A 24,036-nucleotide genomic window follows, 5' to 3' on the forward strand; every position below is an offset into this window, starting at 1 on the left:
GGTCACACGGTTCGCAATGCGCCCGTGTGCGCGCGGACCCACGCCCCGACCATGGCCATCGCCTCGTCCGCTTCGGGCAGAGCCCCCACCCACGTCGGCCAGATGTGCTGCATGCCTCCGCCGACGAACAGGGTCGCGTCCGCACCGCCAGCCGAGAATCCGCAGACGAGACGAGCGGCGTCGTCGCGCACGATCTCGTCGCCGCCGACAAGCGCGAGGAGCGGACAGAGTCCGTCGAGCTTCGCAAAGACGGGCGACGCCAACGGCTCGTGCGCGTCTTGCGCGCCCAGATATTGCTCCGCCATGTGGAGCAGGTTCTCGCGTGCCACGATGACGTCGGCTTTCGCTCGCCTCGTCATCGACTCCCCGCTGCAGAGGAGATCGGCCCACGGCGAGATCACGACGCATGCCGCCGGCAGCGGCACGTTCGCTTGCTGCGCCGCGAGGAGCGTGGCCACGGCGAGTCCGCCGCCGGACGAATCACCGGCGATGAACGTTCGCTCGGACCGCGCGTCGCGCGAGAGCAAAAGCTCGTAGGCATGCAGCGCGTCCTGGACCGCCGCCGGGAAACGATGCTCGGGCGCGAGTCGATACGAAGGCACGAGCACCCGAGCGCTCGTCGCGTGGGCGATGTGCCCTGCCGTCTTCCGGCGCGCTGCAGGCGAGCCGGTGATGTAGCCGCCACCGTGCAGATAGAGCCCCGACCGAGGTGGCTCACGCTGTTCGAGCAACGTCGGAATGGCCCAGAGGCCGTCCACCTCGGGCGCCGGCTCGAAGACCACATGCTCAGGCTCCGACGTCCGATCTTCGTGGTGCTCGCCGACCTCCCGTTGCGCTCGAAGGTCGAGCTCGAGCGACTTGGGCTCGACCACGAACGAAGCCCACAATTCCCGTGCGCGTGCGCTCGCCATGCAAGGGGGGCAAGCGATCGCCGTGCCACGCGGCCGAGCCGAGCTCTTCGACGCGATTTTCCGCCGATTTGAGGCCTGGCCGAGCCAACGTCACCAACGCACGTCACGAACGCGCCGGCTCTTTCGTCTCCTTCTGGCTGGCTGTTTCATCTCACATGGAGGAAGCCGGACGATGAAAACCGACGCGACCACGTTCGAGACCTACCGGCCCTCCCTGCTCTCCCTCGCCTATCGCATGCTCGGCGACGTGGGGCGCGCGGAAGACATGGTGCAAGAAGCCTGGGTGCGATGGCAGAAGCGTGAGATGGAGGTCGACGCGCCGAAGGCCTTCTTGATGACGACGGTGACCCGGCTCTGCCTCGACGAGCTCGGCTCTGCGCGCGTCAGGCACGAAGAGAGCCGAAGCGATCGACTTCCCGAGCCGGTCGATCTCGACGAGAGCGGTATCGGGCGCGTCGAGATGCTCGACCAGATCTCGATGGCCTTCGTCGTGCTGCTCCAGCGGCTCACGCCGGCCGAGCGGGCCGTTTTTCTCCTCCACGAGGTCTTCGACATGAGCCACGCGGAGATCGGCGATCTGCTCCAAAAGAACGAAGCCGCATGCCGCCAGCTGCTGAGCCGCGCGCGCGAGAACGTGGCCGTCGAACGGCGCGTGCTCCAGACGTCGCGGGACGAACACCGGCGCCTCCTCATGGCGTTCGTCAAGGCGGTCACCGGCGGTGCGATCGAGATCGAGAAGCTCCACGATCTGCTCGCCGAAGACGCCGTGGTCATCGCCGACGCTGGACCGCACGGCATCCAGTACGGACGCCTCCGCAACACCGGCAGGCCCGTCGTTGGACGCACCCGCATCATCTCGCTGATGAAGGGCTTCGCGAAACAGAACGTGGCGCCCGTCGAGATCCAGGAGCGCACCTTGAACGGCGAGCCTGCCGTCGTCGCGCTTCGGGATGGCCAGCCCATCGCGGCCATCCTCGTCTCGGTGGCCGATGGGCAGATCCGGCATATTTTCCTGCAGATCGATCCCGAGCGCCTCCGCCACATCGGACCGCTGCAGTGATTTTTCTTCGCTGACGGCGCGAGCGACGTCACGTTTCGCTCGCCTGCATCGTCTCCACAGTATGGGTCTCGAAGAAACGGGAGCGCGCTGATGCTCTTTCCGGTCGCGCTCTGCCTGCACGTCCTCAGTGTCGTCCTTGGTCTGGGTCAGGTGGCGGGGATCGCCGTCATCGCCTCGGCCACGGCTCCCCGCTCGGTGAGCAGCGAAAGCTGGAGCATGCTCGAACGGTTGGCCCGAACCACACGGATCAGCCTCCCGCTCGTCCTGGTATCGGGCGTGCTTCTCGAGTCGTCGTCGGGCGGAGCCAATCACACTACGTGGTGGTTTCGGCTGTCGCTCCTCGGTTTCGTTCTGCTCGGAGTCACCAGCGCCTTGCTGCGAAGCGCCCTCCGGAAACGCGACTCCGCAGGGGACGCACGAACGCGTGAGCGCGTCCTTCGCGCGGCCTGGTCCATGTGCGCGATCACCGCCGTGGTCGCGGTCTTGATGGAGGTCAAACCATGGTGACAACCCATCCGAATCCGATGCGTCTCTTCGTCCTGGGCGCAACGGGAGGCACCGGACGCGCGCTCGTCGAGCAAGGCCTCGGACGAGGTCATTCGATGACCGCCTTCGTGCGTTCGCCGCAAAAACTCGCGCCGCGCGAAGGCCTCACCATTCTCGGCGGCGATCCACTGAGCACCAAAGAGCTCACGCGCGTCTTGCCTGGGCACGATGCGGTGTTCTTTTCGCTCGGCCCGCCGGGAATCGGACCGACCACCGTGCTTCGTGAAGGCGCACGCGCGCTCGTGCCCGCGATGAAAGCCACGGGCATCCGGCGCTTGCTCGTCGTGTCGGCGGCGGTGCTCTTCGAGAACGAAGGCTTCATCGTCTGGCTCGCGCGCCACACGTTCTTGCGAAACGTCTACGAAGACGGAACCGCCATGGAGCGCGTCTTCATGGAGAGCGATCTCGACTGGACGTTTTCACGCCCGCCACGCCTCACGAACGGTCCTCTCACGCGCGAGTACCGCATCGCCGATGGACGAATGCCTCCCGGCACACGCGTCGTCAGCCGGAACGACGTCGCGCACTTCCTCCTCGACGAGGCCGAGCAGGACGAGCACCTCCATCGCATCGTGGGCATGGCCGCCGGCAAGCCGTTGCCCGCCGAGCGGCCCATCCTACGAACGGCGTGAGTCAGGGCTTGGCGATCTTCCAGATCTGGCCCGTCTGTTGGGTGACCCAGTAGATCGCCTTGTCGTCCGTCGTTACGCCGAAGGGGCGGCCGTTGCCGGTCCAGAGAACATCGGGCGTCGTGCAACAGCCCGAGAGCTTGCAGGTGTTGAGCGAGCCGTTCGTCCACGGGCCGTCTTTGGGGCCGGTGCCACCGTTGGTCCAGTAGACGTTCTCGGCGTCGACCGTGATGCCCTGAGGACGGGCGTTCGTCGCGCCGCCGTATTCGCACGAGGGCTGGCCGTCGGTTCGCGGGATGCGTCGCGCGATGCCGCCGCCGCTACCTTCCGAGTCCCACGCAGTGAAAAAGAGGTCTGTCGCATTGCCGGCAATGTCGGACCTGTCGACGGTCGGCGTCTCGTAGCGCGACATCTCCTTCACGTTGCCGTTCGGAAGCGCCTCGAGCAAGGCCGCGTATCGGTTGCCGCCGCTGTCGAACGTGATGATGTAGTACGCGTTCTTGCCGTCGGCATAGAGACGAGGGCCGGGCAGGTTCGCGCGGAACGTCGCGACGGTTCCGCCGGGCGTGTACACCATGATGCCCTTATCGTGATCCCAGAAGTAGAGTTTGCCGCCCACCGACGAGACGGCAAACGGCAACTCGGCATCGACGATCTTGGATGGCGTACAGTTGGCGGGGCCAAGGAGATCGCAAGCGTACAGGCCGCCACCCGAAGCCTTGTAGTCGGCGTTCGTCATGTACAGCTTCTGATCGATGACCGCGATGCCGTACGCGTAACGCATCGTCGCGTCCGCGACGAACGAAGTGATGCCCGCGCCCGGAGCCTTCGGCGTGCGCCACACACCACCGACCTGCGACGTGAGTTCCACGTCCCCTGTCGCGAAGACGTCGTTGTCGCTCACGGCGACGAACGTGAGCGGAGACGAGCCTGCCGAGCCGAGCTGCACGGCCTGGCACTTGCCCGCGGAGCACGCGCCCCCGAGGCAATCGTGGCCGCAGCGCCCGCAGTGCTTCGCGTCGGTCATGAGGTCCGCGCCAGCACACGCGGCACCGTCGGGTTCCGTCGAACCGTCGGTGACGACGGCGCCGTCCGGCAAGACGGTCGCGCCGTCGTCCAACGTCGTGGGGCCACCGTCGGGGTTGGTCGAACCATCGACGTCGCTGCCCTGCGTCGCGCTGGGGTCGTAACTGACGTCGTTGATGCCGATGATCGCCGAGCATCCGCCAAGGACGAACGCCGACGCGAGGATCGAGCGGAGGGCCAATCGCGAGTTCATCAGAACGTTCCTCCGAGCGAGAGGCCTGCGCTGCCCTTCGACACCGAGGGCGTCACGCTCAAGCGGCCGGTCTTCGGCGACGATCCCGAAGGTGCCGTGAGGTAGAGCACCGCGCCGCCGGCGGCAAGCAGGCCGCCTGCGATGAATCCAACCGTGGAGACCGTCGCGAGGCTCTTCGCGCTCTCGTTGGCGTCAACGCCTTCGCGACTGGCGCAGGGGCCGGCGTTTGGGCACTGGTCCTTCGAATCCTTGTTCTTGCTCGTGGCCATGAGGCCGGTGATGGTGCCCACGGCGAGGCCGACGATACCGACGCCGCCGACCACGAGGCCCGCCGTGCGTTGACCGCCGCCGGCATGCGTATCGCTCCCGATCGGCGTGTCGTTCGTCTCCGCCTTCACAGGCGACGATGTCTGCTGCGCCGACGCGGGAAGGTCGGCGAGCTTCGGGACGACGACCTCTTTCGTCTCGCCCGGCTTGGTGAGGCTCACGGTGGTCTTGAACGACTCGTGGCCCGGTGCGCGTGCTTCGAGGGTATGCGTGCCCGGATCGACCGGCAGTGACATCCCCCAGCTCGGCTCGGCGACCTTCTCGCCGTCACGCGTGATTTCGAGGCCGGGCGTGGGCGACGGCACCTTCACCGCGATGCGCGAGAGCTTCGGTTCGAGCGTCGTTGCACGCTTGCGTGCGAGGTCTTCCCAGTCTTTGCGACCGAGAGCCTGAGCGGCCGAGGCCGCATCCGTGAACGTGGCCCATGCACTCGCGACCTGACCGTTCTTCTCGTAGCAGTCCGCGAGGTGGATGAGCGTGCCCGCTCCGCGATCGAGGCGGTTCGACTCGGCGAACTTCGGACATGCCTCGGCGTACCGTTTTTCGCCGACGAGCTTCTTGGCTTCGTCGAAGAGGGCCTGGGCCGCCGCCTCATTCCCCGCATGCGCAGGCGCCGAGGCGAGCAACGTCGCTCCGAAAGACCCCGCCATGAACCATCCCCACGACCGCGTTCGCGCGCGCTTCATGTGCACGTTGGGATGGTAACCGACCGCGTGCATCGGCCGAATCGCGAATTTCTCGCCTGACGCTCTCTAATGACGGCCGATGTTTCCGAGCGGGTCGTCGGACGCGGGCCCCGAATTCGTAGGGCTATTCGCTGGAGCATTGGCCGGTGAGGGCTTCTGCCCAGGCCCTGGCTTCGGCTTGGTAGCTCCGGTGACCACCGGCGTCGTGAGCATGGACCCGCGCGGCGTGTCGCTGACAGACAAGGCGGGCGAAGCGGGCGGCGCGGGGACGATCGGCTGGATGCTCGCCGAGGACGACGCCGATGCTGTCGCGGCGATCGGCGGAAGATCCTTTCGCCCCAGGGGAAGCGGCATGGACTCGTCGCCGGCCGAGGGCACGATGGCGGGTGGCGCGCCGCGACCTCGCACGTACGACGCTCCGCCCAAGACGAGTCCGAGGAGCGCGAGGACGCCGAAGCCAGCAAGCGCGACCGTCGGCATCTTGCTCTTGGGAGGCGTGATCGCTACGGGCGTGGTGGGCACCGAGGGCTTCTCGCCGAGTTGCGTCTCGGCCCACGCGGTCGACGTGTTCGGTGCCGAGGCCGCCGAGGCAGGAGCGACGCGCGACGAGATCGATCCCGAAGGCGAGTGCGGGAGCGGGCCCGACGGCGCATCGGTCGCGGCCATCCGTCCCGATCCGAGCGCCGCTCCTCGAATGCGCTCGACTGCGCTCGTCGTCACACGAGAAGCGTAGGGCTCGAGGGCCTGCGCGAGCTCGACAACCGAAGAATATCGGGCAGACGCCGACTTCTGCAGGCAGCGCCCGATGATGTTCGTGATGCCTTCCGGCACGTCGGACCGGATCGTGTGAATCGGCGGCTCGCGATCGCTCAGGATGATCGCGATGAGCTCCGTCATGTTCGCGGCGTGGAACGGCAGTTGACCGGCAAGGAGCTCGAAGAGGATGACGCCGAGCGCCCAGATGTCCGTTCGTACGTCGACATTGCGCGACGAACGAAGCTGCTCGGGCGACATGTAGCTCGGCGAGCCGATGATCTCCGTGGTGCTCGTGAGTTTGAGATTCTCCTCACCGTCGTCGAGCTTGGAGATGCCGAAGTCGAGCACCTTCACGAGCGGCGCGCCGTCGACACGCCTCGTCAGGAAGAGGTTCGTCGGCTTGAGATCGCGATGGATGATGCCGGCGGCGTGGGCCTCGGCCATGGCCTCGCAGGTCTGGAGGAGCCAATCCACCGCCTCCGCGAGGCTCGTGCGGTAGCCCTGATCGATGAGCGACCCGAGGTCCGCGCCCTCGAGGTGCTCCATGACCATGAATGGCCGGCCGTCTTCGAGCGTTCCTGTGTCGATCACCCGAGCGACGTGCTCGCTCCGGAGCTTGGCCGCCGCGCGCGCTTCGCGAACGAAGCGACCGAGCGCCTCGGTGCGCGCCAGCCCGTTGGCCCGCAGAAGCTTGATGGCGACGCGCTGCCCGAGCGTCTCGTGCATCGCCGCAACGACGACGCCCATCCCCCCCTCGCCGAGTACCTTCTCGACGCGGTACTTGCCGGCGAGGAGATCACCAGGGCGCGGCCCGACAGAATCGCGAACAGAATCGCGAGCGCGAGCCGAATCCGAGAATTTGGGGGCGGAAGGCTCCATCGGGGGGGCGGAAAGGAGGATACCGACGCCTCCCTCAAAGATCGAGAGCGCGACCGCCCTCCCGACCTCACCTGGCCGAAAGTCAGGTCTTGGACGTCAGGTCTTTCTCGTAAACGCGGTACGTCTTGTACTTCTTCGCGCCCATCATACGAATTCCGGCATTCACCGCCGAGTTGTCCTCGAGCGTCCACCCGAGCTCGCCCCAGGTGATGCCGACCTTCTTTCCGCCATTGTTCATCGCCCCATAGAGGTAGAGCGAGAGACCGGCGTACTTGCGCTGGGAGCGGAACTTCTTCCTGATGCCGAGGATGATGAGGCGCGCGCTGCGCGGGCCTTCGACCTTGAGACGCCAGAGAAGCTTGGCGATGCCGAACGGAAAGAGCTGACCGCCGAGGTCCGGAATGAGCTCGTTGACGTTCGGAAGGGCGATGGCGACAGCCGCAGGCTCCCCGTCGATGAGCACGAGCTGCGTGATCTCGGGCACGAGGAACAACTTGAGATCGGCGGCCATCTTGTCGGCCTCGCGCTTCGTCATCGGAACGAAGCCCCAGTTGTCGTGCCAGGCGTCGTTGAAGACGTCGAGCGCGGTCTTCACGTCGCTCTCCATCGTCTTCTTGGAGAACGGTCGCACGACGACTTCAGGCATCGCCGCGATGTCTTGGTAGGCCTTTTCGACGCGCTTGTTGACCTCGCCGACCTCGTAGCGCCAGCCGAAGAAGTCCTTCGCCTTGGCGTAGCCCGCCTTCTCGATGAGCCCGCCCTGGTACGAACGGTGGTGCGGGTTCATGAGGGTGGGCGGCGAGTCGAAGCCCTCGACGAGGCAGCCAAGCTCCTCGTTGATGTTCAGCGAGATGGGCCCGCGGATCTTCTCCATGCCCTTGTCGCGCAGCCACTTCTCGGCGCGACCGAGCAGCTGGCGCACCACCTCTTCGTCGTCGATGGTGTCGATGAAGCCGAAGAAGCCGACCTTCTCGTTGTGCAGCTCGAAGTGCGACTGGTCGATCTGGGCGGTGACGCGGCCCACGCACTTGCCGTGCTTGTAAGCCGTGAAGATCGTTCCCTCGCCGTGGTCGAAGAAGGGGTTCTTCTTCGGGTTGAGGCGGTCGCTCAGGTCCATGTCGAGCGGACGGATGTACCGGGGGTCGTTTTCGTAAACGACGTCGACGACGTTCAGGAAGTCACGGATGTCGCCGCCCATCGGCGTCTGTCGGATGTCGAGCATGGGAGGCCCCGTTTCTGCCCCCTGTAGCCCGCCCCGTCAATCATCTCGGGCGAGTCCCCCAATTCGGACCGAGCCGCGCGAAGAACGCGGAAGTCCAGGCAAGGCGCGAGGAGGGAACCTGCTGAAGCAGGTGACCGACGAGCAACGCAGCCTGGGCTTTCGCGGGCGAGCGAGGCGACGGGAGAATTCGGGGACTCGCCCGAGGTCGGGCTCGTAAATCGAGGGACTTGCTAGCCCGAGCACGCCGGAAGCGCGAGCGGCCGAAGAGCCGGCGTCTGGGCGGCTTGTGTGTTACGGCTTTTGCCCGCCACCGTGACTTTTACCGGCTACGCGTTCATCCTTTTCTTCTTCGTCGTCTTCGCCATTCGGTGGGCGATTCCGGAGCGCTTCGCTCCTCGCATGCTGCTCGGCGCAAGCGTGCTCTTCTACCTCTCCTGGGGTTGGAAGCTCGCGGCGCTCCTCGCGGTGATGACGGCGTTCACCTACGGCATGGGCGTCGCCATCCAGCGCAATCAGGACGCCACTTCGAAGAAGAAGGCACTGCTGGCCGCGGCCATCGTGGTGCAGCTCGGCGTCCTCTTCGCCTTCAAGTACACGGCGTTCTTTCTCTCGCTCGTCGCGCCCCATCTCAAGCCGCCGCAGATGCCGCTGCCGCTCGGCATCTCGTTCTACGTCTTCGAGATGGTCAGCTACGTGGTCGACGTCTATCGCGGCGACAAGGGCGCGCGCTCGCTCTGGGAGTTCGGCCTCTACCTCTCGTACTTCCCGCATCTCGTCGCGGGTCCGATTGTCCGCGCCTCGGAGCTCCTCCCGCAGTTCGCCACGCCGCAGAAGTTCGACTCCGAGAAGGTGTCGCGCGGCATGTTCATCCTGCTCGCGGGCGTGGTGAAGAAGACCGTCCTCGCCGACAACCTCGCCGTCTTCGCCGACACAATCTTCAAGTCACCGAAGGACTTCAATTCGATCGAAATCGCGGTTGGCGTCCTCGCGTACACCGGACAGATTTTCTGCGACTTCTCCGGCTACACGGACCTCGCGCGCGGCGCGTCGACGATGCTCGGCTACGAGCTGCCCGAGAACTTCGAGTACCCGTACCTCAGCGGGTCGATCACCGAGTTCTGGCGCCGCTGGCACATGTCGCTCTCGCGCTGGCTGCGCGACTATCTCTACATCTCGCTCGGCGGCAATCGCGGCTCGAAGTTCGCGGCCTACCGCAACTTGATGCTCACCATGGCGCTCGGAGGCCTCTGGCACGGCGCGCGTCTCACCTTCGTGGTCTGGGGCGTCTACCACGGGCTCTTGCTCGTGCTGCACAAGCTGTACATGCAAGCCACGTCGAAGTCGCCGGCGTGGAAGGCCCTTCGCGAGAGGCCCGAGTACCGGGTCGTCGCCACGCTCTCGACGCTGCTCCTCGTGGCGATCGGCTGGGTGTTCTTCCGCGCCACGAGCTTCGCCGATGCCATGACGGTCCTCGGCTCGATTGCCAAGCACACGGTGCAACCGGGCTGGAAGCCGTCGGTGGCCCTCGGACAGGCGGTGGTCTTCCTCTGCGGGGTCGTCGCGCTTCACGCCGCCGGCGCCGCAAAACTCGGCGTTCGTTCGAACGACGGCCTGCCGCCTGCCTCGCGTGGGCTGCTCTGGGCCTCGATGCTCGCGATCTGTTACGCGCTTTCGAACACGTCGCCGACCTTCATCTACTTCTACTTCTGAGGGTGGGAACGTGACGCGCGAGAACGAAACCAACGCGACGAACGAAGCTTCCGAGGCTCGCGACGCGAAGTCGAGCGAGCCCGCGGCGTCTGCCGACCCTGCCACCGCAGGGGCGCACGACCAGCACGACCAGCACGAGGAAGAAGGCTCGATGAAGTCCTTCCTCGTGGCCTTCTCGGTGATGGTGGGCACGCTCCTCTGCGCGGAGCTGATGTTCCGCGAATCGCAGCTGCTCAAGAAGATCCCGAAGGGCTACCACCTCTCGGCGAAGCAGGAGGAGTACCGCAAGGTCGGCGGCGACATCGTCGTCACCGGCGACTCGCGCATGTTCCACGGCGTCGTGCCGAGCGCGATGACCGAAACGCTCAAGCAAAAGACGGGCAAGACGTACCAGCTCTACAACATGGGGATCCCGTCGGGCACCACGCCGATCTTCCTCATCGCCGCGCACGAAGCGGCACGCCACAAGCCGCCGCCGAAGGCCTTCGTCATCGGCGTCACGCCTGCTCTCTTCAGCTGCTGCGATACGGTCGCCTCGCTGCACGTGAGCGCAGGAGTCAATCCCGAGAACTCGGTCCTCCTCGCACAGGGCACCATCCTCCCGAACACGGAGGAGGCCGGTAACAGCATCGCCTACGGCGCCTCGCGTCTCCTGCAGTTCCGCACCGACGTGGTCAACGCGCTCAAGGACGGCACCATTCCTCCGCCGCTCTCCTTTCAGGATCACGGCTGGATCACGATGGGCCCGCGCCTCTCGGCCACCACGCAGGACACCCGCGCACGCGGCCGCGCGGTCGGCTACGCGGACCTCATGGACAAGAGCAAGGGGAGCGCCATCCGCAAGCCGTCGGTCAACTTCGTCCGCGAGGCCGTGCAGGTACTCCAGCGCGCGGGCGTGAAGGTCGCGATTATCGGAACGCCTCAGTCGCGCCAACTCGACTGGTACCACGACCACGCGCACGTCTATTACGAGTACATCGACGCCGTTCAGGCGATCGCGAACGAGACCAACGTTCCCTTCGTCGATCTCAACTCGTTCCCCGGCCTCGAGAACATCGACTTCGTCGACGGCGACCACCTGAGCGAGCCAGGCGCGGTGAAGTTCACGAACTATCTCTCCGCCACCGTGCTCGCGCCGCTGCTCGAAGGGAATTGAGTCATCCGCGTCGTTCTCGGGCCGTGCGCAGCGCATCGCGGACGGCCATGAGTAGGCGGCCCAGCTCGTTTCGCCCCGACCCATCGCCGCCGTCGCCCCAGTAGTCGTCGTTCTCGGTGTGCTCCACGAGGAGCGCGTCGCCCGTCGCGAGCAGGAGCGCGCGCAGGTCGTCGTGCTGGGTGAACTTCGCCTCGAGCGCTTCGCGCATCACGGAGACCTTCACCGACTCCCAGTCGCGCCGAAGCTTCCGCTTGCGATCCCGTCCCATCCGCGCGGCGAGCATCGGCGTACGAGCGGCTCGCACGTCTTCGCGGTCACGCTCGTTTTCGAACTTCTGCGCCTGGAAGAAGTGCTCGGTGGTCGGCCACGACTTGCCACGAAGGCGGATCGGATACGCGGCGAAGTTCGAGAACTCGCCGTACTCGTCGCCAACGGAATAGAAGCGGATCGTCTCTCGCGTCAGGAGACTCACTCCATGAACGAAAAAAGCGCGACACCATCGAGTGGTGACGCGCCTTGTTCGAACGAGGTTTCGTTACTTCCGCATCGCGGCGTAGAACGTCTGGTCGCGACGGCGGACGCGGAGGAGCAACTGGCCGTCCTTCGCGGCTTCGGCGAGCTGCGCCGACGTGGGCTCGGTGATGCCGTCGGCCTCGATGACGACGTCGTTCGGCTTGAGGCCTGCGCGGTCGGCCGGCGAGCCCGGGTTGATGCTGGTGATGACCGGCAGCGGCTTGGCAGCGAGACCGATCTGCGCGGCCTGCTGGGGGCTGATGTCACGCACGCTGAGGCCGAGGCCGGACTGCGGAACGCCCTGCTGCTGAACGGGAAGCGGAGGAACGGCCGCCTCGGGACGCGCGGCGAGGACGGCGCTGGTGCCGTACTTCTTGCCGTCGCGGATGATCTCGAGCGGCACGGTCTGACCGACTTCGTGCGTCAGCGTCTCGCGCGTGAGCTCGTGACCGTCGCCGACCTTCTTTCCGCCGACGCCCGCGATGATGTCACCCGGCTTGATGTTCGCCTTCTGCGCAGGTCCGTTGTCGTTGACGTAGTTGACGAGAGCGCCGGCGCGCGGGTCGACCTTCATCGCCGTGGCGAGCTCGGGGGTGAGGTCCTGGATGCCGACGCCGATCCATGCACGTTGCACGCGTCCGTTCTTGAGGAGCTGGTCGGCGACACGACGCGCGAGGTTCGACGGGACCGCGAAGCCGATGCCCGAGCCACGGCCGACGATCATGGTGTTGACGCCGAGGACGTTGCCGTTGAGATCGCAGAGCGGTCCGCCCGAGTTGCCGGGGTTGATGCTCGCGTCGGTCTGCAGGTAGTCCTCGATGGCATTCATGCCGAGGCCGCCGCGGCCCTTCGCGCTGAGCACGCCGGTGGTCACGGTGTAGCCGAGGCCGAACGGAGAGCCGATGGCGACGGTCCACTCGCCGACGCGCGAGGCATCCGAATCGCCGAACTTGGCGGCGATGAGGCCCGTGGCGTCGACCTTGATGACGGCGAGGTCGGTGCCGGGATCGCGGCCGACGAGCTTCGCGGGGAGAAAACGACCGTCGCGGAAGCGAACGTTGATCGTCAGCGCGTGGTCGATGACGTGGTTGTTCGTGAGGATGGCGCCGTCGGTCGTGAAGACCACGCCCGAGCCCGTTCCGCGCGCGATCGGCGAGTCCTGGTTGCGGCCGAAGAAACGGAGCACCTGGTCGGCTTGTTCGTCGCGGGACGTGACGTCGATCTGGACGACGCTCGGGCTGACGCGTTCTGCGACGGCGACGAACGCATCGGAGAGCCTGCGTGCTTCGGCGACGGCCGCCGGAGCTGCAGCGGCAGGAGGCGGCGGTGCGGCCTGCGCGGGCTTGTCGGTCGGAGCGGCCTGCTGCGCAGAGGCCGAGGGCGCGAGCGCGGCCGCAGCGACCCCGAGCGCGACCGCAAGAGAAGAACGGTGAAACGAAACGCGACCGACCATGACGCCTCCGAAAACTGACGACGAAAAGTGCTGAAGACGCGTGCGAAGGAGCCCCCCAACACGACCGTGACCATCGCACACTAGCAAAGCGCCGCCCGCGCGGGCAAAACGCGGCCCGAAAGGCATTTGCCAGTCTGGCCGCGCGACCTATATATCTGCGGTCAGACGAAGCCAGCGCTTCGAACATGCACAACCAATTGTCGGCGTCCGGGGAGTCAGCAACCCGTTCGCCGGCCCCGACGAGGTCGACCCGTACCGGGATATGCAAAGACGGGCCGTGATGGAGGAATCATGGCTTGGGTTTCGCTCGTCGTCGCCGGTTTGCTCGAGATCGTTTGGGCGATCGGCCTCAAGTACTCGCACGGGTTCACGCGCCTCGGCGCCACCATCGTCACGATCGTGGCGCTCGTCGCGAGCTTCGTCTTGCTGGGTCGCGCGGCCAAGACGCTGCCGATCGGAACCGCCTATGCCGTCTGGGTCGGCATCGGCGCCGTCGGCGCCGCGATCGGCGGCATGGCGCTCCTCGGCGAACGCGCGAGCGTGGCACGCATCGCGTTCTTGAGTCTCATCGTCGCGGGCATCATCGGCTTGAAGCTGACGACGCACGCCGAATGAAGCGCGCCTTCAGGCGTAGCGTTCGACGATGCGCGACCACGGCGTTGCGCCGGCGAGTCGTGCAGCTTCGTTGATCGGCGCGCCGGGCGGGTCGAGATCGGTGAGTTCGAGCGCTCCTGCGCCTCGTGCGAGCGCCATGCGTTTGCCGAGGCGCACGAGCGGCTCGACGAGCGGCGCGGGTGGAAGCGCCGGATCGAGCGCAAAACGACCGAGGAGTCCGCGTCGAGCCGGAACGAACGGCGGGTCGAGCGACATCACCGTGAGGCTCGCACTCGCGCGGACGACCATGTTCGTGTCGACGACGACGAGCTCGCACTGATCGTACGAGCCGAACGGACGCGCGAGGTGCGAGGCCAGCGCGCCCACGAACGTGGCGTCGACCGCGCGCGGGCGATCGAATCGCACGTCTCCCTGAGCGCGTCGACGCTCGGCCAGCGACGGATCGAGCATCGCGATGGCGAGCGCGTCGTTCGGCACGGCCTGGCGTGCACCGAATCCGTACGAGGGCGCATCGGTCGCCCCGCGCGTGTCGATGCGCGCCGTCCACGACACGGGCGTGTAGCCCACGCGTGCGTAGAAGGAGTGCGCGGGATTGGGCTCGAGCACCTCGGCGGCCATGACCACCGGAGCGCCGCGGCTCATCTGCTTCGCGATGCGCGCGAGCTCCTGGAGGAGCGCGGTTCCGACACCGTGAGTACGTGCGCGCGCCGAGACGATGAGCGAACGCACCTCGCAGGTGTACGGCGTGGTCTCGTCGACGCCGTGGCGATCGAACCATCCCTCGACCTGGCCGACGACGCCCTCGGCCGTCTGCGCGACGAGGTGGATGTGCCTCCCGAGAATGGGCTGACCGGCGCGAACACGGGCATCTTCGGAGAGACGCGCTGCCAGCTGATCGTAGACGCGCAGATCACGCGTGCCGGCATAACCTCCCCAAACCTCGTGCACGTCCCAGAGCTCGCGCCAGAGCCCGGCGATCGCAACCCCCTCTTCGGGGTTGGCCGCGCGAACGATGACCGAGCTCGGCTTGGTCACGGCGGCCATGCTTCCCCCGCCCCCTCGGGAAGATTAAGTTCGATGTGCTCGAGAAGCAGACCGTGAGCCGGTGCCGTCTGGCCTGCGTCACCTCGATTCTTCGAGGCGAGCGCCTTGGCGATCGTGCCTTCTGGCAGGTGACCTCGAGCGACGTCAACCAAGGTCCCGGTGAGGATGCGCACCATGTTGTAGAGGAACGCCGAACCTTCGAACGCGATGCTCCACTGGTGCGGGTCAGACGGCGACGGCGCGACGGTCACGGACTCAATCGTACGCGTGGTCACGTCCCGTTCGTCACCTGCCGAACGAAAGGCCGCAAAATCGTGTGTACCCACGATCGCAGCTGCCTCTCGCTGCATCTTCGCCATGTCCATTTCGTAGCCGATCCGCCAAGCGCGGTTACGCAGAAGCGGATCGCGAACCTTGTCGAACACGAGCGCATAACGGTAGCGCTTCATGCGGCTGGCGAATCGTGGGTGAAACCCGACGGGTACGACCTGAGCTGCTCGGATGCTCACGTCGTCGGGGAGGTGCTGGTTGAGCGCCAGAACCCAGCCGCGCGGCGGAATGTGGAGCGTTGCGTCGAACGCCGCGCGTTGACCGCGCGCGTGGACGCCTGCGTCGGTGCGACTACACCCACGAGGACCGTCCGCACGAGGATCGAGCGCGCGAATCGCACCGCGCACGGTCTCTTCGACGGTCCGCGTGTCACGCTGCGCCGCCCAGCCCGAGAACGCACTGCCGTCGTAAGCGATCGTGAGCAGCACGCCATGCGTGACGCCATGGGCAATCGGTCGCTCTTTGCGCGGCGCGCCGGCTTCCGAAGTCATCCGCCCGAGCCCGCGTCTCTCGGAGACTGAGCATCACCGCCGTCGTTCGAGCTCTGAGCGCCGCCCGTCGGGATGTCCGGTTGTTCGTCCGCGGGAGGCGAGCCACCGCCGAGCGTGAGCGGCGGAGCAGACACACAAACGCGATCCGAACAGACTCCGGAGAGACAGTCATCGCTGCGAAGACACTCTTCGCCGATGGGTGAGCGCGACTCGCCGCACGCGATGGCGGCGAGCCACGTGAAGCCCGCGAAAATGACGATGCCGAACGAACCGCGACGCACGGCGCTCACCCCTCGTCACTCGCGTCGAGGTCGCCGTCGCTCGCGTCGCTCCCGTCGGCCACGGTCGAGTCCGCCGATGCTTCGGGCGAGCGTGTGCTCCCGTCCACGACGTCGCTCGAGAGGAGCGGACCACACGGCGTTGCGGGATCACTGCAATCAGGCGTGGTGCCGTCGGTGCATGCAACGACGAGCACGGCCTGGAGCGCGAGCGCGAAGAGAGCGATGGCCACGAGAGCCGCACGGCGCTGAGCGCGACGCAGCGGCATCGTCACGTCACTGCCCCGGAACGAAATTGACGGGGATGTTCACGTCGACGCAGCCGCCCTTCGGAGCGGGAAGGCTCGAGCCGCGGAAGCTGTTCGCGACACACGACGCAACCGCGGGGTTGCCGAGATCGCTGCTGACCACGCCGGCGTTGCACACCTGGCCGTTCGTGCCGATGCGCACGGAGACGGTGGCCTTGCCACGCAACGTCGAGTCCTGCGCGAGCGCAGGGTCGTAGCAACGACGACGCGACTGCTTCACGCGGTACATGAGCGCACTGTCGAGCTCCGCATAGCTCTGACCCGTGCAGGTCTTGACCTCGCAGCCAGTGTTCGCGGGCGCGGTCGTTCCGACCTTCTTGCCCGCGTCTTGCCCTGCATCCTCCACCGGAGCAGGAGGAGGGATGTCATCCTCCTCGTTGCGCGAGGGAGGGGGCGCCGTCGGGGCCGAGGCATCGGGCACCATCGAGATGGTCACCGCCTCGGGGCCCTTCTGGGTGCTCTTCCAAGCGATGAATCCCCCGACGCCAAGGAGCAGCAGGGCTGCGACGACGATGTACTTCCCGTTCCCGCTGCTCGGTACCCCTGCCGGCGGCGTGGAGGGGCGAGGTGCATTCGAAGACATTCTTTTATGAACCTGTTCGGAGGCGCCGATTCTAGAGAACCGGACGCCGGCCGTCTACGAGCAGCGATAGAGCGACAGCGTCGTATCGCCGTACTCCCGGCTGCGATCGAACTCGAGCGCCGCGATCACCGGCGCATCGTCGTTCGAGGAGTGTTCGAGCACGAACGTGCCTTCGGGGCCGAGGATCCGCGCGATTCCTTCCAAGATGGCGGCGAAGGGCGGTGTACGTACGTCCGCGTACGGTGGATCCGCGAAGATCAGGTCGAACGGGCCTTGCAACTGCGCAACTGCACGCTCCACCTTCGTCGTCACGAGTTCGACACGGGCGGCGGCATCGAGCGCACGAGCGTTGTCCCGAATCGCGCCGATCGCATCGCGCCCATGTTCGACGAGCACGGCTCGGCTCGCGCCGCGCGAGAGCGCCTCGAAGGCGAGCGCCCCACTGCCCGCATAGAGGTCGAGGACCCGGGGCGTAGACGATCCACCAACGACGCCGTCGGCCGCTAGCATCGAAAAAAGTGCTTCGCGAACGCGATCCGACGTCGGACGCGTCGTCATGCCTTTTGGCGCCTTGATGGCCCGGGAGCGCCAGATCCCGCCGGTAATACGCACGCCGCCACGCTACCTCCTTTGATCCCAGCCGTGAAAGCGCGATACGATTCCCACCCCATGAAACGCTCGTGGCTCGCGCTCGTCGTGTTGGCTGCTTTGGTCATGCTCGTCGTGGTCGCCACGCCGCGACGGGCACATGCCGATCAGCCTGGCGCCCACACCGTTCCGGTGGCCGTTCTCGCCCTCGACTCGGAAGACTCCGAGGAGCAGGCAGACGCGCTCACGGGCGCGCTTCGATCACGCGTCCGCGCCGCGCAGGGCTGGTCGCTCATCGAGACCACGCAGTCGCTCGGCATGCTGACGGCTGCGCTCAAGTGCCCGTCGCACCCGCCGGCGGACTGCCAGCAGAAGATCTCCGAGCAGATCAAAGCCGAGCGCTACATCTGGGGCTTCGTCACGCGCGGACCGACGACGGGTCAGGTCACCGCCGAGATCCATCTCTACCAGAAGAACAAGTCGGACACCGTGCTCAAGGAGAGCTACGCCGACAACCTGAAAGACGCGAACGACGACACGCTGCGAAAGGTCGCGGCGCGCATCGTCGAGCGCCTCGGCGGAACCGCGCTCGGCGTGGTCGTCGTCAAAGCCGGTGAGCTGAACGGCGAAGTCGTCGTCGACGGGGAGAAACGCGTGCCTCTGCAAAAGGGCACGGCACGCATCGAGCTCGCGCCCGGTGGCCACTCGATCGAAGTCGCGTCGACCGGCATCCCTTCGTCGAAGCGCAACGTGCTCGTCGTGATCGGCAAGGAAGCCGTCGTCGAGATCGCGCCCACGCAGGAGACCGAGCCCCCTCACGCGGAGAAGCCCTTCCCCACCCGCACCGTCGTCGGCGGCGTCGTGCTCGGCGCGGGCGTCATCCTCGGCGCCGTCGCGGTACAGCAGGCGCTCTTCTACGGCGAGCTCCAGGATCGCGGCAAAGAGGTCGCGAAGCGCGTCGAGGCCGGTCAGAAGCCGTGCGAGCCGAGCGGAGACCAGGAGTTCTGCAACATCGACAACCGCTCGAAGACGGCGTCCGCGTTCGCCATCGCCGGCGGCGCGGTCGGCGCGGTCGCCATCGGCACCGGCCTCTACTTGCTCCTCACGAACGGCTCGAGCGAGAAGACCGCCTCGGCCCCGAAGCGCCCGCAGATCGTGCCGACGTTCGGCGCCAACTCGGGCGGCGTGATGATCAACGGCGCGTTCTGAACGCCTGTCCTCAACGCCCCGCTTGGGTCACTGTGACCAAGCGGGGCTCGCTCTCAACGCCCCGCTTGGGTCACTGCGACCAAGCGGGGCTCGCTCCAGAACGCGCCTGACCGCGAACGCCGACGTCGTCAGCTCGAGGAGATGACTTCGGCGAGCGTGTAGCGCCCCGCAGGGCGGCCCGCGAGCCAGCGCGCAGCGCGCAGTGCTCCGTGGGCGAAGAGATCGCGGCTCGACGCGCGATGCGTGAGCTCGATGCGCTCCCCCTCGCCGAACAGGAAGACAGTGTGGTCGCCGATGACGTCACCGCCACGAACGGCGTGGACGCCGATCTCTTCGGAGCGACGAGGACCGGGTCGTCCCTCGCGACCGTAGACGAACTCGCCACCTCGCGCTTCGCGCGCGACCTCGGCGAGGCGAATGGCGGTGCCGCTCGGCGCGTCGACCTTCGCGCGATGGTGCGTCTCGACGAGCTCGATGTCGAACGACGGACCGAGCGCGGAGACGGCACGCTTCACGAGCATCGAGAGCACGTGCACGCCCACGCTCATGTTCGGCTCCCAGAGAACCGCGCAGAGGTTATGAGCGTCCGCGAGAGCGGCGAGCGCATTCTCGTTGAGGCCCGTCGTGCCGCTCACGAGTGCGATCTTGGACTTGGCGCAAACCACAGACGCCTCGGCGAGCGCAGCGGGCGTGGAGAAGTCGACGACGACGTCCGCGCCGGAATGGGCGATGGCCGAGACGTGCTTCACGACCGGAACGCCGAGCGTGCCGACACCAGCAAGCTCGCCGGCATCACGTCCTTCGTCCGAAGCGCCGATCGCGCAAACGACCTTCATTCCGCCTTCGTGGGCGAGGCGTGTGACGGCGCGACCCATACGACCGGTCGCGCCGAGAACGGCAACACGAACCTGCGAGGCGCTCATGACTTGCGAGCCTCGTAGGCGGCGAGCACTTCGATGACCTTGGCGCGCGACGCGGCCGACACAGGCGCGAGAGGTCCACGCACGACTTCGCCGATGAGGCCGCGATGCGCGAGAGCGGCCTTCGCGGGCCCCGGGTTTGCCTCGACGAACATGACTTCGTGCACGGCGCAGAGCGCGAGGTGCGCGCGGCGAGCCTCTTCGAACTTGCCGTCGAGCGCGAGGCGCGTCGCCCGCGTGACCTCGGCGGGATAGACGTTCGACGAGACGCTGATGACGCCACGAGCGCCGACGGCGATCATCGGGAGCGTGAGCGCATCGTCACCGCAGAGGACGCTGATGCGATCGCCGATGGTGCGGACGATCTCCTGCGCGCGAAGAACGTTGCCCGTCGCTTCCTTGGTGGCCACGACGTTCGGCGAACGCTCGCAGATCTTCGCGAGCGACGCGGCCGAGAGGTCGACGCTGGTGCGGCCCGGAACGTTGTAGACGACGACCGGCACCTTGACCGATGCGGCCACGGCGACGAAGTGCTCGACGAGCCCTTCCTGCGTGGGCTTGTTGTAGTAGGGAACGACCACCATCACGGCGTCGGCGCCGGCACGCTCGGCCGCTTGCGAGAGCTGAATGGCGGCGCGCGTCGAGTTCGATCCCGTGCCCGCGAGCACGATCGCCTTGCCCTTCGCGAGCTTCACCGTGCGGCGAATCAGCTCGAGCTGTTCTTCGTGATCGAGCGCGGGGCTCTCACCCGTCGTGCCGCACGGAACGATGCCTTCGACCTTCGCGTCGAGCTGCGCCGCGACCAACTTGTCGTAGCCGTCCCAATCGATGGACTTGCCCGCGTCGTCCTTGAACGGAGTGACGATGGCAGTGAACGTTCCCTCGAAGCGAATCGGCGTGTTTGACATGGTGCAGCAATCCTTGTTCTACGGTGGCGCCTCGCGCGCAAGGACTTACGGCAAGGCATATACGCCGAAAGTCCTCCGAGCGAGCGCTGCCTACATGTGAGGACTGCCGCGGAGCTTAGGCCTCGCGGAGGCGCGGGCCAAGTGCTTGGCCCCGAGCGGGAGCGGTTCGGTTCAGAATGCAAACGTGGCCGGGATGACGAACGCCTTGGGAGGCGTTGGCCCTGTGGCGATGTTCGTTCCGCGCTCGTCGCGCACGCTCGTTCCGCTCGAGGCAATCATCGCGATCCCGCCCCCCGTCACCAGCGCGCCTCCACCGAGGAGGCCATAGGTCAGCGTCGGAGAGAACATCGGTTCGCCGTCCACGCCGTCGCGGTTGAGGGCGAGCAAGAGCCCTCCGGTCAGCGCGGCCGTGAGCCCGAGCGAGGTCAGCCAGATGCCGCCCACGCGGAGCCCCGCGCTTCCCGTCTTCGCGTCGAGCTTCGCATCGCGCTGGAGCACGAAGTTGGCGGACGGCGTGACGCCGTCGCCCGCCACACGAACGGTCTGGTTTTTGGGCACTTGAGCGTCGCACGGCGACACGCAGACGTCCTCCCAGGCTTCGCCCGCGCCGGTCGCCGTTCCGCGTGCGGTCGAGATGACGAACATCGAGGTGCCCATGCGACGCTGCAAGGTGGCGTGGGGATCGTCCGCATCGAGGTGGATGGTGACTCCGTTCGGAACCGGCGCGGCGGCCGCGGAGTCGGAAGGTTGCGACTCCTTCGCCGCCGGTGGCTCCTCGATACGAGCGATGCTTTCCCACGCGATCGTCCGAACCTCGCCGCCCGCCAGCTGCACCTTCAGCACCTTGCCGGGCACTTTCTCGACCACCTCTCCGCGGAGTGAGGAGCCGTCCTTCAACTCCACGCTCACCCGCCCATCGGCGGCGTGTGCGGTGAGCGGCAGCGCGAGCGCGCCGCCCGCCAAGAGAATCGACGCAAACCTGACGAAGTTGGCGAATCCGGACTTCATGACATCTCCTCGTGCTGAGTTCGTCTCCGAGGAGCGCGGTCGGGTCCGGCGGTCGCAAACTTTCTTCCTCGCGCTCCTGCTTCCGTTCCTTTTCGCTCGAACGGCGATGGCCGAGCCGTCCGCGCAGGCGCGCGCCGAGAGGCTCTTCGAGGAAGGACGCGCCCTCCTCGATGCAGGACGCTTCCAGGAAGCGTGCCCCAAGCTGGAAGAGAGCGAACGCCTCGATGCCGGCGGAGGCACGCGCCTCAATCTCGCCCTCTGCCACGAACGCACGGGCCGTCTGGCGGCGGCGTATGCCGACTACGAAGAGTCGCTTGGACGGGCGCTTCATGACGGGCGCGCGGACCGCGAGAGGTTCGCGCGCGAGCATCTCGCAGCGCTCGAACCGCGCATTCCGACGATCAGCATCGTGGGTGCGAGTGGCGCCATTCTCGTCGACGGCGTCGAGCTTCACGTCGCCGAGGGCGCGCGGCTTCGCGTCGATCCAGGCGTTCACGTCGTCGTCGTGCCCGGCGGCCCGCGTTGGACCATCTCACTCGCCGAGGGTGAGGCTCGCCTTCTGAACGTGGACCGAACGACGCCGGGCCCCAAGGCCGCCGTCGCCGACATCCCCGCGACGCGCTTCATCGAAGATCGCAGCGTGGCACCACTGATCTCGCTCGGCATCGCTTGCGTCGGCTACGGCGTCGCGACCTGGGGGATGCTCCGCACGATGCGCAGCGACGATTCGACGGGCGTGTGGGCACTCGGCATCGGAGGCACACTCGCGATCGGAGGAACGCTCGGCGCCTTCATCCTCCCGCGCTCCGTGGCGCGCCCGCGCGGTCCGAAAGAGTGAGTCGTCAGGCCGCTCAGTTCTGATCGACCTTGAACTCGAGCCAATCGCTCCACTCGAACTCGGTCTTGAATTTGTATGCGCGGACCTTCACGCGCCAGAAGGAGATCGTCGGCTTGCCAAGCACCTTCTTCGTCGACACCTTCGGAGTGACTTTGAAGTCGATCGCGGCCGTGCCCGAGCAACCGTTCTTGCCGGTGACGCTCGCGTGGTACGAGCCCTCGGCGAGCGTGCCGAAGTGCGTGCCGTTGTAGAGCGTCGCGCCGGAATCGAGCTTCATCGGCAAGACCGGGAAGGTCTGGTTCGAGCGGAGCATGTCCGTTCGATTGCCCTCAACTGGGTGACCAACCCATACGAGGGATGATCGAGGGCGACGCGCCCTGACCCGACGTGACGAGACGCGAGCCCGGCCGTGCCTCCATGGATCGTTTGCAATCAGGTAAAATCACGGTCTTTCCTATTTCGAGGCGCCGGCGCGCACGGCACACTCTCGGCCTTCATGCTGACCCTCTATTACGCCCCCGGTGGTTGCTCGATCTCCCCTCACATCGCTCTCCGCGAGGCGAAGCTTCCGTTCCAATTGCAGAGGGTCGACTTCATGCGCGGCAAGAAGCTCGACGACGGCACCGACTTCGTGACGGTCAACCCGAAGGGCTACATTCCGGCGCTCGCCCTCGAGAACGGGCAGCTCCTCACCGAGACCGCGGTGATGGTCCAGTACATCGCCGATCTCCGCCCGGAGTCCAAGCTCGCCCCGGCGCCCGGCACGTTCGAGCGCGTTCGCCTGCAGGAGTGGCTCAACTTCATCGCCACCGAGCTCCACAAAGGCCTGACCCCGTTCTACTCGCCCGACGCGAGCGAGCAGTACAAGACCAAGATGCGCGAGCGCTTCGAGCTCCGCCTGGGCGTTGTCGGCAACGCGGTCGAAGCGCAGCCCTACCTCATGGGCGAGCAGTTCACTGTCGCCGACGGCTATGCATTCTACACGCTTCGCGCGTGGCAGACGTTCGTGAAGGGCGAGCTCAAAGGAGCGCTCGTCCCCTACTACGCACGCCTTCTCGAGCGCCCGTCCATCCAGGCGGCGCTCGAGGCCGAAGGCTTCACGAAGGACGCCTGATCCGCGCGGACCGACGCGGGAGCGCGTGCGTCAGAGCGTGATTCGATAGAGGCGTTCCGTCGGCACCAAGCCGGCCTGGGCGAAACGATGTTCGTTCGCCGCCGCCTCTTCGAGGAGCTCGACCTGCGCGCCCGCATAGAGCGACCGGACCTCCTTCTCGTCCACCGAGAAGGGAGGCCCCGGCATGCGCTCTTGCGGATACTCGAAGGCGACGAGCATGCCGAGCGCGCCTTGCGGCAAGAGCGAGCGCACGTGCGCGACGTACTTCTTGCGCAGCTCCGCAGGCAGCGCGACGAGCGCCGCGCGGTCATAGAGGGCGTCGACCGCCCCCACGTCTTCACGCGTGACGGAGAAGACGTCGCCAGCGAAGATCGTGATGCCCTGCGCCTCGTAGACCGTCGCGTGATCGGTCTTGCGAACGCTCGGCTCGATCGAGTGCTCCTGGAAGAACGCCCGAACGGCATCTTCGACGAGCTCGATCCCGCAAACCTCGTGTCCGCGCGACGCGAGGTAGGCCATGTCCTCGGACTTGCCGCAGAGCGGAACGAGAATGCGGCTCTTGCCGGCGAACGCGTCCGCATGACGGGCGAACAGGGCATTGGCATGCCCTTCATGGAATCCGATACGTCCTTCAGCCCAGCGTGCCTTCCAGAAATCCGGGTCCATCGTGACGCA

Annotated in this window: 27 protein-coding genes; 9 read left to right on the forward strand and 18 right to left on the reverse strand. The window is 66.6% G+C overall.

All coding sequences use genetic code 11. From position 1 onward, the window contains the following. Nucleotides 1-2 precede the first annotated feature (2 nt). Nucleotides 3-872 (reverse strand): alpha/beta hydrolase, encoded by an 870-nt coding sequence (locus tag AKJ09_RS12150; RefSeq protein WP_169927472.1) that lies wholly within the window; start codon nucleotides 870-872, stop codon nucleotides 3-5. 211 nt (nucleotides 873-1,083) lie between these two features. Here AKJ09_RS12150 and AKJ09_RS12155 point away from each other — a divergent pair, with 211 nt between their 5' ends. The 3 genes from AKJ09_RS12155 (at nucleotide 1,084) to AKJ09_RS12165 (ending at nucleotide 3,149) form a co-directional block, all read left to right on the forward strand. Continuing rightward, nucleotides 1,084-1,971, forward strand: a complete 888-nt coding sequence (locus tag AKJ09_RS12155; RefSeq protein WP_169927473.1) for a sigma-70 family RNA polymerase sigma factor — start codon at nucleotides 1,084-1,086, stop codon at nucleotides 1,969-1,971. Nucleotides 1,972-2,061: 90 nt separating this feature from the next. After that, the gene (locus AKJ09_RS12160) at nucleotides 2,062-2,478 is read left to right on the forward strand and encodes a hypothetical protein (protein WP_146647359.1); all 417 of its coding nucleotides are present in this window, start codon (nucleotides 2,062-2,064) and stop codon (nucleotides 2,476-2,478) included. Further along, nucleotides 2,472-3,149 (forward strand): NAD(P)-dependent oxidoreductase, encoded by a 678-nt coding sequence (locus AKJ09_RS12165; RefSeq protein ID WP_146647360.1) that lies wholly within the window; start codon nucleotides 2,472-2,474, stop codon nucleotides 3,147-3,149. The genes AKJ09_RS12160 and AKJ09_RS12165 overlap by 7 nt, the downstream gene beginning before the upstream one ends. A gap of 1 nt (nucleotide 3,150) precedes the next feature. Here AKJ09_RS12165 and AKJ09_RS12170 read toward each other — a convergent pair whose 3' ends face one another. From AKJ09_RS12170 to AKJ09_RS12185, 4 genes are all read right to left on the reverse strand, one after another. Further along, complete coding sequence (locus AKJ09_RS12170) at nucleotides 3,151-4,425, reverse strand: NHL repeat-containing protein (protein ID WP_146647361.1); 1,275 nt, start codon at nucleotides 4,423-4,425, stop codon at nucleotides 3,151-3,153. Beyond that, nucleotides 4,425-5,402, reverse strand: coding sequence for a hypothetical protein (locus AKJ09_RS12175; RefSeq protein ID WP_146647362.1), 978 nt, complete (start codon nucleotides 5,400-5,402; stop codon nucleotides 4,425-4,427). Before AKJ09_RS12175 ends, AKJ09_RS12170 begins: the two co-directional genes overlap by 1 nt. 102 nt (nucleotides 5,403-5,504) lie before the next feature. Next, nucleotides 5,505-7,073: a serine/threonine protein kinase gene (locus AKJ09_RS12180; RefSeq protein WP_146647363.1), complete on the reverse strand. Its 1,569-nt coding sequence runs from the start codon at nucleotides 7,071-7,073 to the stop codon at nucleotides 5,505-5,507. Nucleotides 7,074-7,155: 82 nt separating this feature from the next. After that, complete coding sequence (locus AKJ09_RS12185) at nucleotides 7,156-8,295, reverse strand: hypothetical protein (protein WP_146647364.1); 1,140 nt, start codon at nucleotides 8,293-8,295, stop codon at nucleotides 7,156-7,158. Between the two features lie 312 nt (nucleotides 8,296-8,607). On the opposite strand from AKJ09_RS12185, the gene AKJ09_RS12190 reads away from it, so the two are divergent. Together AKJ09_RS12190 and AKJ09_RS12195 are read left to right on the forward strand one after the other, a co-directional pair. Then, the gene (locus tag AKJ09_RS12190; protein ID WP_146647365.1) at nucleotides 8,608-10,005 is read left to right on the forward strand and encodes an MBOAT family O-acyltransferase; all 1,398 of its coding nucleotides are present in this window, start codon (nucleotides 8,608-8,610) and stop codon (nucleotides 10,003-10,005) included. A gap of 10 nt (nucleotides 10,006-10,015) precedes the next feature. Further along, nucleotides 10,016-11,161, forward strand: a complete 1,146-nt coding sequence (locus AKJ09_RS12195) for a DUF1574 family protein (protein ID WP_146647366.1) — start codon at nucleotides 10,016-10,018, stop codon at nucleotides 11,159-11,161. Between the two features lies 1 nt (nucleotide 11,162). On the opposite strand, the gene AKJ09_RS12200 is transcribed toward AKJ09_RS12195, so the two are convergent. Both AKJ09_RS12200 and AKJ09_RS12205 read right to left on the reverse strand, forming a co-directional pair. Further along, entirely contained in the window at nucleotides 11,163-11,624 is a 462-nt protein-coding gene (locus AKJ09_RS12200; protein ID WP_146655511.1) for an NADAR family protein, read from the reverse strand. Nucleotides 11,625-11,696: 72 nt separating this feature from the next. Further along, nucleotides 11,697-13,127, reverse strand: coding sequence for a trypsin-like peptidase domain-containing protein (locus AKJ09_RS12205; RefSeq protein WP_169927475.1), 1,431 nt, complete (start codon nucleotides 13,125-13,127; stop codon nucleotides 11,697-11,699). 291 nt (nucleotides 13,128-13,418) lie between these two features. On the opposite strand from AKJ09_RS12205, the gene sugE reads away from it, so the two are divergent. Further along, nucleotides 13,419-13,742, forward strand: a complete 324-nt coding sequence (gene sugE, locus AKJ09_RS12210; RefSeq protein ID WP_146647368.1) for a quaternary ammonium compound efflux SMR transporter SugE — start codon at nucleotides 13,419-13,421, stop codon at nucleotides 13,740-13,742. A gap of 9 nt (nucleotides 13,743-13,751) precedes the next feature. Here sugE and AKJ09_RS12215 read toward each other — a convergent pair whose 3' ends face one another. From AKJ09_RS12215 to rsmD, 6 genes are read right to left on the reverse strand one after another with little or no spacing between them, the layout of a single operon-like run. Beyond that, nucleotides 13,752-14,777 (reverse strand): GNAT family N-acetyltransferase, encoded by a 1,026-nt coding sequence (locus tag AKJ09_RS12215; protein WP_169927476.1) that lies wholly within the window; start codon nucleotides 14,775-14,777, stop codon nucleotides 13,752-13,754. Further along, entirely contained in the window at nucleotides 14,774-15,607 is an 834-nt protein-coding gene (gene truA / locus AKJ09_RS12220; protein ID WP_146647370.1) for a tRNA pseudouridine(38-40) synthase TruA, read from the reverse strand. Before truA ends, AKJ09_RS12215 begins: the two co-directional genes overlap by 4 nt. After that, nucleotides 15,604-15,888, reverse strand: a complete 285-nt coding sequence (locus tag AKJ09_RS12225) for a hypothetical protein (RefSeq protein WP_146647371.1) — start codon at nucleotides 15,886-15,888, stop codon at nucleotides 15,604-15,606. The genes truA and AKJ09_RS12225 overlap by 4 nt, the downstream gene beginning before the upstream one ends. A 5-nt stretch (nucleotides 15,889-15,893) precedes the next feature. Further along, entirely contained in the window at nucleotides 15,894-16,154 is a 261-nt protein-coding gene (locus AKJ09_RS12230) for a hypothetical protein (protein ID WP_146647372.1), read from the reverse strand. A gap of 7 nt (nucleotides 16,155-16,161) precedes the next feature. Then, the gene (locus AKJ09_RS12235) at nucleotides 16,162-16,776 is read right to left on the reverse strand and encodes an AgmX/PglI C-terminal domain-containing protein (RefSeq protein ID WP_146647373.1); all 615 of its coding nucleotides are present in this window, start codon (nucleotides 16,774-16,776) and stop codon (nucleotides 16,162-16,164) included. Nucleotides 16,777-16,830: 54 nt separating this feature from the next. Continuing rightward, nucleotides 16,831-17,388 (reverse strand): 16S rRNA (guanine(966)-N(2))-methyltransferase RsmD, encoded by a 558-nt coding sequence (gene rsmD, locus AKJ09_RS12240; protein ID WP_146647374.1) that lies wholly within the window; start codon nucleotides 17,386-17,388, stop codon nucleotides 16,831-16,833. Between the two features lie 57 nt (nucleotides 17,389-17,445). On the opposite strand from rsmD, the gene AKJ09_RS52880 reads away from it, so the two are divergent. After that, nucleotides 17,446-18,573 carry a hypothetical protein gene (locus AKJ09_RS52880; protein WP_169927477.1) on the forward strand — a complete coding sequence of 376 codons (1,128 nt, stop codon included), beginning with the start codon at nucleotides 17,446-17,448 and terminating at the stop codon, nucleotides 18,571-18,573. A gap of 128 nt (nucleotides 18,574-18,701) precedes the next feature. Here AKJ09_RS52880 and dapB read toward each other — a convergent pair whose 3' ends face one another. The 3 genes from dapB to AKJ09_RS12260 form a co-directional block, all read right to left on the reverse strand. Continuing rightward, nucleotides 18,702-19,496, reverse strand: coding sequence for a 4-hydroxy-tetrahydrodipicolinate reductase (gene dapB / locus AKJ09_RS12250; RefSeq protein WP_146647375.1), 795 nt, complete (start codon nucleotides 19,494-19,496; stop codon nucleotides 18,702-18,704). Further along, complete coding sequence (gene dapA, locus AKJ09_RS12255) at nucleotides 19,493-20,401, reverse strand: 4-hydroxy-tetrahydrodipicolinate synthase (RefSeq protein ID WP_146647376.1); 909 nt, start codon at nucleotides 20,399-20,401, stop codon at nucleotides 19,493-19,495. The genes dapB and dapA overlap by 4 nt, the downstream gene beginning before the upstream one ends. A 171-nt stretch (nucleotides 20,402-20,572) precedes the next feature. Continuing rightward, a complete protein-coding gene (locus tag AKJ09_RS12260; protein WP_146647377.1) occupies nucleotides 20,573-21,409 on the reverse strand; it encodes a hypothetical protein in 837 nt (278 codons plus the stop codon). A gap of 106 nt (nucleotides 21,410-21,515) precedes the next feature. Between AKJ09_RS12260 and AKJ09_RS12265 the strand changes: the two genes are divergently transcribed. Continuing rightward, nucleotides 21,516-22,247 (forward strand): tetratricopeptide repeat protein, encoded by a 732-nt coding sequence (locus AKJ09_RS12265; protein ID WP_146647378.1) that lies wholly within the window; start codon nucleotides 21,516-21,518, stop codon nucleotides 22,245-22,247. Nucleotides 22,248-22,260: 13 nt separating this feature from the next. Here AKJ09_RS12265 and AKJ09_RS12270 read toward each other — a convergent pair whose 3' ends face one another. Then, nucleotides 22,261-22,560 (reverse strand): hypothetical protein, encoded by a 300-nt coding sequence (locus tag AKJ09_RS12270; protein ID WP_146647379.1) that lies wholly within the window; start codon nucleotides 22,558-22,560, stop codon nucleotides 22,261-22,263. A gap of 186 nt (nucleotides 22,561-22,746) precedes the next feature. On the opposite strand from AKJ09_RS12270, the gene gstA reads away from it, so the two are divergent. After that, the gene (gstA, locus tag AKJ09_RS12275) at nucleotides 22,747-23,361 is read left to right on the forward strand and encodes a glutathione transferase GstA (protein WP_146655512.1); all 615 of its coding nucleotides are present in this window, start codon (nucleotides 22,747-22,749) and stop codon (nucleotides 23,359-23,361) included. A gap of 30 nt (nucleotides 23,362-23,391) precedes the next feature. Here the strand turns inward: gstA and tmpT are convergent, their stop codons facing one another. Next, nucleotides 23,392-24,027, reverse strand: a complete 636-nt coding sequence (gene tmpT / locus AKJ09_RS12280; protein ID WP_146647380.1) for a thiopurine S-methyltransferase — start codon at nucleotides 24,025-24,027, stop codon at nucleotides 23,392-23,394. Between the last annotated feature and the right edge of the window lie 9 nt (nucleotides 24,028-24,036).

Source organism: Labilithrix luteola, assembly GCF_001263205.1.
In the GTDB taxonomy this organism is placed as follows: Bacteria; Myxococcota_A; Polyangia; order Polyangiales; family Polyangiaceae; genus Labilithrix; species Labilithrix luteola.

What these genes read in the sequence shown, in the direction of transcription:
- AKJ09_RS12230 (WP_146647372.1), bottom strand. Translation starts at nt 16,154, where the DNA reads ATGCCGCTGCGTCGCGCTCAGCGCCGTGCGGCTCTCGTGGCCATCGCT.
- AKJ09_RS12235 (WP_146647373.1), bottom strand. Translation starts at nt 16,776, where the DNA reads ATGTCTTCGAATGCACCTCGCCCCTCCACGCCGCCGGCAGGGGTACCG.
- AKJ09_RS12155 (WP_169927473.1), top strand. Translation starts at nt 1,084, where the DNA reads ATGAAAACCGACGCGACCACGTTCGAGACCTACCGGCCCTCCCTGCTC.
- truA (WP_146647370.1), bottom strand. Translation starts at nt 15,607, where the DNA reads ATGACTTCGGAAGCCGGCGCGCCGCGCAAAGAGCGACCGATTGCCCAT.
- AKJ09_RS12205 (WP_169927475.1), bottom strand. Translation starts at nt 13,127, where the DNA reads ATGGTCGGTCGCGTTTCGTTTCACCGTTCTTCTCTTGCGGTCGCGCTC.
- AKJ09_RS52880 (WP_169927477.1), top strand. Translation starts at nt 17,446, where the DNA reads ATGAAACGCTCGTGGCTCGCGCTCGTCGTGTTGGCTGCTTTGGTCATG.
- tmpT (WP_146647380.1), bottom strand. Translation starts at nt 24,027, where the DNA reads ATGGACCCGGATTTCTGGAAGGCACGCTGGGCTGAAGGACGTATCGGA.
- AKJ09_RS12180 (WP_146647363.1), bottom strand. Translation starts at nt 7,073, where the DNA reads ATGGAGCCTTCCGCCCCCAAATTCTCGGATTCGGCTCGCGCTCGCGAT.
- sugE (WP_146647368.1), top strand. Translation starts at nt 13,419, where the DNA reads ATGGCTTGGGTTTCGCTCGTCGTCGCCGGTTTGCTCGAGATCGTTTGG.
- AKJ09_RS12170 (WP_146647361.1), bottom strand. Translation starts at nt 4,425, where the DNA reads ATGAACTCGCGATTGGCCCTCCGCTCGATCCTCGCGTCGGCGTTCGTC.
- dapB (WP_146647375.1), bottom strand. Translation starts at nt 19,496, where the DNA reads ATGAGCGCCTCGCAGGTTCGTGTTGCCGTTCTCGGCGCGACCGGTCGT.
- AKJ09_RS12260 (WP_146647377.1), bottom strand. Translation starts at nt 21,409, where the DNA reads ATGAAGTCCGGATTCGCCAACTTCGTCAGGTTTGCGTCGATTCTCTTG.
- AKJ09_RS12270 (WP_146647379.1), bottom strand. Translation starts at nt 22,560, where the DNA reads ATGCTCCGCTCGAACCAGACCTTCCCGGTCTTGCCGATGAAGCTCGAT.
- AKJ09_RS12160 (WP_146647359.1), top strand. Translation starts at nt 2,062, where the DNA reads ATGCTCTTTCCGGTCGCGCTCTGCCTGCACGTCCTCAGTGTCGTCCTT.
- AKJ09_RS12165 (WP_146647360.1), top strand. Translation starts at nt 2,472, where the DNA reads ATGGTGACAACCCATCCGAATCCGATGCGTCTCTTCGTCCTGGGCGCA.
- dapA (WP_146647376.1), bottom strand. Translation starts at nt 20,401, where the DNA reads ATGTCAAACACGCCGATTCGCTTCGAGGGAACGTTCACTGCCATCGTC.
- AKJ09_RS12265 (WP_146647378.1), top strand. Translation starts at nt 21,516, where the DNA reads ATGGCCGAGCCGTCCGCGCAGGCGCGCGCCGAGAGGCTCTTCGAGGAA.
- AKJ09_RS12175 (WP_146647362.1), bottom strand. Translation starts at nt 5,402, where the DNA reads ATGGCGGGGTCTTTCGGAGCGACGTTGCTCGCCTCGGCGCCTGCGCAT.
- AKJ09_RS12185 (WP_146647364.1), bottom strand. Translation starts at nt 8,295, where the DNA reads ATGCTCGACATCCGACAGACGCCGATGGGCGGCGACATCCGTGACTTC.